The organism is Kitasatospora sp. NPDC088742, assembly GCF_055584905.1.
Genome location: NZ_JBVJLD010000009.1, coordinates 1 through 5,601 on the forward strand (window position 1 = coordinate 1; position 5,601 = coordinate 5,601).

The 5,601-nt window shown below is 74.4% G+C and carries 5 protein-coding genes; 1 reads left to right on the forward strand and 4 read right to left on the reverse strand.

Annotated features, from left to right (window positions below; all coding sequences use genetic code 11):
* Positions 1–41 precede the first annotated feature (41 nt).
* The 3 genes from ACZ6ZR_RS10200 to ACZ6ZR_RS10210 form a co-directional block, all read right to left on the reverse strand.
* On the reverse strand, positions 42–1,217 hold the full coding sequence (locus ACZ6ZR_RS10200) for a hypothetical protein (protein WP_465641339.1): 1,176 nt from the start codon (positions 1,215–1,217) through the stop codon (positions 42–44).
* A 165-nt stretch (positions 1,218–1,382) separates the two neighbouring features.
* Entirely contained in the window at positions 1,383–2,033 is a 651-nt protein-coding gene (locus ACZ6ZR_RS10205; RefSeq protein WP_465641341.1) for a response regulator, read from the reverse strand.
* Positions 2,021–3,259 (reverse strand): sensor histidine kinase, encoded by a 1,239-nt coding sequence (locus ACZ6ZR_RS10210; RefSeq protein ID WP_465641343.1) that lies wholly within the window; start codon positions 3,257–3,259, stop codon positions 2,021–2,023. Before ACZ6ZR_RS10210 ends, ACZ6ZR_RS10205 begins: the two co-directional genes overlap by 13 nt.
* A gap of 134 nt (positions 3,260–3,393) precedes the next feature.
* Between ACZ6ZR_RS10210 and ACZ6ZR_RS10215 the strand changes: the two genes are divergently transcribed.
* Entirely contained in the window at positions 3,394–3,882 is a 489-nt protein-coding gene (locus ACZ6ZR_RS10215) for a hypothetical protein (protein WP_465641345.1), read from the forward strand.
* Positions 3,883–3,992: 110 nt separating this feature from the next.
* On the opposite strand, the gene ACZ6ZR_RS10220 is transcribed toward ACZ6ZR_RS10215, so the two are convergent.
* Positions 3,993–5,601 (reverse strand): SUKH-4 family immunity protein (locus ACZ6ZR_RS10220; protein ID WP_465641347.1); only part of this gene is annotated, 1,609 nt, incomplete at its 5' end.

The following is a 5,601-nucleotide window of genomic DNA, read 5'->3' on the forward strand; positions in this document are numbered from 1 at the left end:
TCCACAGGCTGTGGACGGGGCCCGGCGTTCGCGCGCGGCCGTCAGCTGCGGCGGATGACCTCGCTCGGGTACTCGTGGCCGTCGTCCACGATCACGATCTTCGGGATGATCCGGGTCTCCGCCTCGGGGACCGGGGGCGTGGCGGGAGCGGGAGCCGGCGCCGGGGCCGGGGCCGGGGTGGCAGTCGGCGGGGCCGGGGGCTTGGGCGGGAGGGGCGCGGCCGGCGGGATGCTCGGCAGCAGCTCGGTCGGGGGCTCCTCGGCCACAGGGAGCGCCTTGGGAGCTGCGACCGACGGGGCGTCAGTGGCGGGGACGGGAGCGGGAGTTGCGGCCTCGATCTGGCCTACCGCGGCGCCGGTGAGGGCGGCCAGGGTCTGCTTGATGTGGTCCAGGTGCTGCTGCACCTGCTCGTAGTTCGCCGTGAACTCGCGCTGCTCGCGCTCGCTGACCGCCTGGATCTTCTCCGCCTCCCGGCGGGCCGCCTCCACCAGCGCGTCCGCCTCCGAACGGGCCTCCGCCTCGGCCTGCTTGATCTGGGCCAGCACCGACTCCCGGTGCAGTTCGGCCTCGCGCACCTTGCGCTCGGCGGTGGAGGAGATCTTGCCGTCCTCCACGTCCGCCTTGGCCTCGACGGCCGCGAAGGTCTCGTCCGCCTTGCGGCGCAGCTCGGCCAGCTTGGCCTCCGCCCGCTCCTGCGCCTCCGCGGCGGCCACCCGGGTCTTGGCCGCGTCGGCGGTCGCCGAGTCCCGGATCGCCCGCGACTCCCGGTCCGCCGCCGCCCGCAGCTGCTCGGCCTCGGCCCTGGTCCGCTCGTCGGTGCGGCGGGCGGAGGCGTCGGCCTCGGTCCGGGTCGCCACGGAGTAGTCGCGCGCGGCGCCGGCGGCCTTCTGGCCGTTCTCGTACGCCTCGTCCCGGGCGTCCTCGGCGGCGCGCTGCGCGGCCTCCCGGACGGCGGTCGCCTCGGAGTCCGCGATGCCCATCAGCTTCACGGCCTGCTCGCTCAGCACCGAGTAGTCCGGCTCCGGGGCGTCGTCGGCGGCCTGCCGGATCTCGGCCAGCCGGCGCTCCATCTCCCGGACGCCGGAGCCCAGCACGCTGAGCTGCTCCCACGCGCTGTCGCGCTCGGCCGTCAGCGCGGCCATCGCGTGGTCGACCTGCTCGGGGGCGTAGCCCCGGCGGGTGACGATGAAGCCGTGCTGGGAGACTGCGTCGCTCATGGTCTCTTCCCCTGTCGGTGCCGGTGGAGGCAGGCGCGGATAGGACCGTCCTCTTGACCTATTTTGCGCAAGTGGGATCGAAACCCAAACAAGGGCGTGCCGAGGCAGGTGGGTGAGGACCCCCTGCCGGGGGTCCTGCCCGGTAGGGGGCGGGCGGCGGATCGGTCAGGTCGGGGAAGTGCCGAGGAACCTCAGGACGGCGAGAACGCGCCGGTGATCGGCGTCGGCCGCGGGCAGGTCGAGTTTGGCGAGGATGCTGTTGATGTGCTTGGCCACCGCGCTGTCGCTGACGACCAGGGCCTCGGCGATCCCATTGTTGGAGCGCCCCTCGGCCATCAGGGCGAGCACCTCCCGTTCGCGTGGCGTCAGCCGATCGAGCGGGTCACTGCGGCGGCGCACGAGCAACTGGGCGACCACCTGTGGATCCAGTGCAGTTCCCCCGGCCGCAACCCGCCGGACGGAAGCCACGAACTCCTCCACGTCGGCCACGCGTTGCTTGAGCAGGTAGCCGACGCCGCTGGTGTTGGCCGTCAGCAGGTCGACCGCATACCGCTCCTCGACGTACTGCGAGAGCAGCACCACCGCGGTCTGCGGCCATCGCTCACGGATCACCAGCGCGGCGCGCACGCCTTCGTCGGTGAACCCGGGTGGCATGCGGACATCGATCAGCGCCATCCCGGGCCGGTGTTCCTCGACGGCCGCGAGCAGGGCTTCGGCGTCGCCGACCTCGGCGGCGATCTCGAAGCCGGCCATCTCCAGGACCTTGACGAGCCCGACGCGCAGCAGCAGCGAGTCCTCGGCGATCACCGCCCGCACGGCAACTCCACGGCGATGGTGGTCGGGCCCCCGACCGGGCTGCTGATGTGCAAGGTGCCGTCGACCGAACCGACCCGTTTGGCCAGCCCGCTCAGTCCGCTGCCGGTGGAGGTGTCGGCGCCGCCGATCCCGTCGTCGGTGATGTTCACGCGCAACATTCTCCCGATCTGTTGGACAGTCACGTCAACCCGGGTGGCGCGGGCGTGCTTGGTGACGTTGGTGAGCGCCTCGGAGACCACGAAGTAGGCGACCGACTCCACCGTGGGCGCCGCTCGCTCCTCGAGGTCGACTCGCAGCCGTACCGGGATCGGTACCCGGGCGGCCAGCCCGGACATCGCGGCGTCCAGCCCGCGGTCTTCGAGGACGGCCGGGTGCAGACCGCGCACCAGGTCGTTGAGTTCGGCGATGGCCTCCTTCGCCTCGCGGTGCGCCTCGTCGATCACGGCGCGGGCCTCGTCCGGCAGGTCGGTGAGGGTGGCCTTGGCCAGGCCCAGGTTGACCGCGAGGGAGACCAGGCGCTGCTGGGTGCCGTCGTGCAGGTCACGTTCGATGCGGCGGCGTTCGGCATCGACCGCGTCGATCAGGTCGGTGCGGCTCTCGGACAGGTGCTCGACACGCTGCTGAAGCTGCCGGGAGCGGCTGGTCCCGAGCAGCGCGAGCGCGATCCGGGTCTCGGCGCGGGTCACCGGCCCGGTCAGCCAGGGTGCGGCGCACAGCAGCAGCACACCGGCCGCGGTGTAGTACACCGCTTGGGTCGCGTGGTCGACATGGTCCAGGCGGACCTGGACCGGCAGCATCCAGGCCCACCCGCTGACGGTGACGCCGGCAAGGCCCGCGACCCACGCGGCGAGCACCCCCAGCTCCACCACGGCCAGGAGCGGACCGACAAGCAGGTGGTATCCGGCCTGCCGCCAGGTCTGGGCCGCGGTCGGCCACCGCAGAGCGCGCCTCAGCCGTCCTTGCTCGCGCGCGGCCGGCGGCCGGCGGATCTCCACTCCCAGCACCGCCCGGTAACGGCGTCGCTGCACAGCGGTGAGCACGAGTACACCGAGCAGGATCAGCACGAACGGGAGCGGGAGCACCGGCCACGCCTTCGACTTCACGGCGCTCGCCATCCAGCTCCACAGCGGGACCAGCGCAAGGTGCACCGGTATCCCGGCCGCCAGGAAACCGGTATCCCGCCGGACCCGAGCAACTCTGCGCCGCAGCGACCGGGGAATCGTCATGGCTCGACGGTAGAGCGCCAGTTGAGAGCCCGGCCATGCACCCTGCATCCGGATCGATGCTGAAGCTGGCACCACCCTGAGAACGGCACCCGGCACCACTGACTGTGATCGCTGTGCGGCCCAGGCTGAAGGGCATGCAGGAAATCACCGAACTGTTCCCGGGGCCGGACGCCGAGCGCGGCATGCGCAGGCCGCACGGCCCGCGCACGGGATCGCTCCCCAGCCGGCAGCGCCGTCGTCCGGACCGCCTTCCAGGCCGACGGCTGGGTCTCGTCCTGGCCGGCTGCGGGGTGGCGCTGCTCCCGTGGCTCGTCGTGTTGGCCACCAGCTTGCCGACCACCTTCCATACCACCCACTGGTCCGCCGCCTGGGTGGGTCTGGACGCGCTGGAGGCGGTCGGCCTGATCACCACAGGGCTGCTGGCCACCCGCGGGGATCGGCGACTGGCACCGGCCGCCGCCGCGACGGCCGCCCTGCTCACCGTCGACGCCTGGTTCGACACGATGACCGCGGCCGGCGGGAGCGAACTGCGCGCGGCGCTGGCCATGGCGTTGTTCGCAGAACTTCCGCTCGCGGCGGTATGCGCCCGCCTGACGGTCCGAGCGCTGCCCCGCACCCCATGAAACGGCGCCGTACCCCTGCGCCCGACGCGGCCTGCTGGATCTCCCGTTGCCGTGAAGGTGCCGGAGGGGCACGTCACGGTGTGACGTGCCCCTCCTTGTTGAGCGGTTGTTTACATCAGGCCGTCCCAGAACTGCTCCAGCAGGACCGACCACCAGGTCTCGGGGCCGTTGAGGGCGGCGGGGTCGACGGCCTGGAGCTGGGCCTGGAAGTCGACCGTCCAACGGCCCGCCTGATCGGGCGTCAGCCCGTAGCGCAGGCGCCACATCCGTCCGAGCAGGGCCAGCGAGCGGACGAACTCCGGTACGCCGCTGTTGACGAAGCGCGGGGCCTCCGCCCCCGGCCGCTCCAGGTCGACCGCGACCACCGCCGCCGTGCCGTACTGCACGCACAGCTGGCGCCCGTGGTCGTTGCCCAGCACCAGGTAGCCGCCGAAGTCCGGGCCGCCCGGCAGTCCGCGTTCGGCGGCCAGCTCGGCGAGGGTCGGGATCGGCCGGCCCTCCTGGGCCCGGGCCCAGAAGAACGGTGCGAAGTCGCGCGGCAGCCCGGCCCAGATCAGCATCTGGGCGACCTGCTCCGGCACGCCCTGGCGGGACACCGCGCGCGGCTCGAAGCGGAACACCGACGGCCCGAAGACCTGGGCGAGCTCACCGCCCAGCTGCTGCGGGTCGGTGGGCGGCAGCGGCACCGCACCGGCCGGCGGCGAACCCGCCGGGGGCAGCGGGACGCGGACGGTGCGCGGGCGCTGCGGGCCGGCGGCCAGCTGGTGGAGCTGGTCGAGGTGGTCCAGCAGCACGGCCATGCCGGCCTGGCGGGCCTGGTGGTCGCGGCCGTACGCGGCGGTGTGGCTGATCCGGACGTTCGGCCAGGCCGTGCGGACCATCCGCAGGCAGTAGCCGCCGGGGAGGTCGCAGGGCTCCAGGTCGGTGTGGAGTTCGAGCACCTGGTCCGGGGGCACGTTGAGGCGGCGCAGCTCGGCGAGCACCTTCACCTCGGGGTGCGGGGTGCCGGGTTCGCTGCGCTGCATGACCGTCTGCTCGGAGCCGTCCGGGCCCCGGTAGCGGACCACGGCGCTGCTGCCCGGGCCGACCGAGGGCTGGCCGGGAGCGCCCGGGCCCTGCGGGGCCGGGGCCGGGGCGGCGACGGCCGGTTCGGCGGGGGCGGCCGGAGCCGGGGCGCCGGCCGAGGCCGCGTCCGGGTAGCCGTAGCCGACCGGGGCCGCGCCCTGGAGCGGGCCGGCACCGGGGGCTCCGCCGGTGACGTCGCCGCGCAGGTCGGCCGGGGGCGGCGGGGGCGGGGCGGTCGGCGTCCGGCCCGGGGCCTGGAACGCCGCGTGGCCCGGAGGTACGGGCGGAGCGGCGGACGGACCGCGCAGGTCGGCGGGCGGCGGGGGCGGAGGAGCGGTCGGGCCGCCCCGGCCGGGGGCGCCCGGCAGGCCGTTCAGCCCGGGGACCTCGGAGGCGAGCAGGGTCGGCGCCTGCGAGGGGTCGGCCATCGGGCCCGCGCCGGGCCCGCCGGGCGGGGGCGCGAGCATGGTCGGCGCGTCCCCGGCCGGACGGCCGGAGTCCGGCGGCGTCGCGAACACCGGCGGCGGGAAGCCCCCAGGAGCCTGCGGCGGCATGCCTGCTGACGGACCACCAGGGAACGGACCGGGCGCGGCACCGTACGGCGGCGGGAAGCCACCGGGGGCCTGCGGCGGCATCCCCGCTGACGGACCACCG